The following is a 2,466-nucleotide window of genomic DNA, read 5'->3' as shown; positions in this document are numbered from 1 at the left end:
GATCAGCTCGATCAACGTCGGCGCCGCGATAGTCTTCGCGATTGTCCCGCTGCTGCACCGCTTCGGAGATTTGGTCGCGCCGCTGACCTTTATCGGCGCAGCCTATGTTTCGGTCTTCGCCAGCTGCTGGGGTGTGGGCACCGGTTCGGGCTCTCAGTTCTTCTTCCTCGTCGGCGCCTGCCTGGTGGTGCTGCTGCTGGGCATTGAGCGCATCGTGTTGGCGTCGGCACTAGCGGCACTTGCCGCCGGGCTGGTCATCGCACTGGAGTTCCTCGTTCCGCGTGACACCGGGCTACAGCCAGCCTGGGCCCAGTCGACAGGTTTTGTCCTCACCACAGTCTCGGCGTGCGTGATGGCGGTCGTGACGGTGTGGTTCGCCCTGCGCGAGACCGCGCGCGCCGAGGCGGTGATGGAAGCCCAGTACGACCGCTCCGAAGCCTTGTTAGCCAACATGTTGCCGGCCAGCATCGCCGAGCGGCTCAAAGAGCCCGACCGAACCGTCATCGCCGACAAATACGACGATGCCTCGGTCCTGTTCGCCGACATCGTCGGCTTCACCGAGCGCGCCAGCAGCACCGCACCAGCCGATCTGGTGCGGTTCTTAGACCAGCTGTACAGCGCCTTCGACGCGCTGGTAGACAAGCACTGCCTGGAGAAGATCAAAGTCAGCGGTGACTCCTACATGGTGGTCAGCGGGGTCCCACGGCCGCGTCCCGACCATGTGCAGGTGCTTGCGGACTTTGCCCTCGAAATGGCCGATGCTGCGGCCGGACTTGAAGATCCGCACGGCCTCGCGGTGCCGCTGCGGGTTGGGCTGGCCGCCGGCCCGGTCGTCGCCGGCGTCGTGGGTTCTCGGCGGTTCTTCTACGACGTGTGGGGCGACGCGGTCAATGTCGCGTCCAGGATGGAATCCACCGACTCGGTGGGACGCATCCAAGTGCCCGAAACGGTTTACCAACGCCTCAAGGACGAGTTTGTGCTGCAGGAGCGCGGTCGCATCGAGGTCAAAGGGAAAGGCACCATGCGCACGTGGTATCTCGTCGGCCGCAAAGCCATCAGCGATTCCAGCGGCCTGCCTGCCGAGGAATCGCGCACAGCCCACGTCTGAGCCGTCCCGTCCGCGCGAAATTGCCAGTAGCGCCGGCACGCGCTACCTACTACACTGCGTCGTAGCAAACTAATCAGCCCCGTAGGTTCGGGAGATGACCGATGAATGTCGTCGATATTTCGCGCTGGCAGTTCGGTATCACCACCGTCTACCACTTCATCTTCGTTCCCCTCACCATCGGCCTGGCTCCCCTGGTCGCCGTCATGCAGACGGTGTGGGTAGCAACCGGTAACACCGCGTGGTATCGACTGACCAAATTCTTCGGCAAGCTGTTCCTGATCAACTTCGCCATCGGCGTGGCGACCGGGATCGTCCAGGAATTTCAGTTCGGCATGAATTGGAGCGAGTACTCGCGGTTCGTCGGCGACGTCTTCGGCGCCCCGCTGGCAATGGAGGGCCTGGCCGCCTTTTTCTTCGAGTCCACCTTCCTCGGGCTGTGGATCTTCGGGTGGAGCAGGCTGCCTCGGCTGGTTCACCTGGCGTGCATCTGGATCGTCGCGATCTCGGTCAACGTGTCCGCGTTCTTCATCATTGTGGCGAACTCGTTCATGCAGCACCCGGTCGGCGCACACTACAACCCGACGACTCGGCGGGCCGAGTTGACCAGCATATCCGCGTTGCTCAGCAATAACACTGCGCAAGCAGCGTTTTCGCACGCGGTCGCCGGCTCATTGCTCACCGCGTCGACGTTTGTCGCAGCGGTCAGCGCCTGGTGGCTGGTTCAGTCTGGGAAGGACGCCGAGGCCGACCCCAATTCAACTGCCCGCACCCTGTATCGCCCGGCGACCATCCTGGGGTGCGGGATTGCGCTGGCTGCCACCGTCGGCCTGTTCTTCAGCGGTGACCACCAAGGCAAATTGATGTTCCAACAGCAACCGATGAAAATGGCGTCAGCCGAGTCGCTCTGCGACACCGAAACCGATCCGGACTTCTCAATCCTCACGGTTGGCACCCACAACAACTGCGAAAGCATTACCCGTGTGATCGAGGTCCCCTACGTTCTGCCGTTCCTCGCCAATAGCCAATTCAGCAATGTGACGCTGCACGGCGTGCGCGACATCCAGCAGGAGTACCAACAACGATTCGGGCCAAATGACTACCGGCCCAACTTATTCGTCACTTACTGGTCCTTTCGCGGGATGATCGGGCTGCTCGCGATTCCGGTGCTGTTCGCGCTGACGGTGCTGTGGCTCACCCGCGGCGGCCGGATTCCCCGTCGGCGGTGGTTCGCCCGGCTGGCGCTGCTGACCATTCCCACGCCGTTCCTGGCCAACAGCGCTGGCTGGGTGTTCACCGAAATGGGCCGCCAGCCCTGGATCGTCGCCCCTAACCCAACCGGCGACCCGCTGGTCCGGCTC

Annotated in this window: 2 protein-coding genes; both read left to right on the top strand. The window is 63.1% G+C overall.

What is annotated here, in order from left to right:
• On the top strand, window positions 1-1,108 hold a 1,108-nt coding region (locus AC2VOU_RS11610; protein WP_486957512.1), incomplete at its 5' end, for an adenylate/guanylate cyclase domain-containing protein.
• Window positions 1,109-1,209: 101 nt separating this feature from the next.
• The coding region (locus AC2VOU_RS11605; RefSeq protein WP_486957511.1) for a cytochrome ubiquinol oxidase subunit I at window positions 1,210-2,466 on the top strand (1,257 nt) is incomplete at its 3' end.

The sequence above is a fragment of the Mycobacterium sp. TH-M25 genome, from assembly GCF_057473665.1.
Note: the sequence above shows the minus strand (reverse complement) of the source record. Positions and strands in the feature narration are given on the sequence as shown.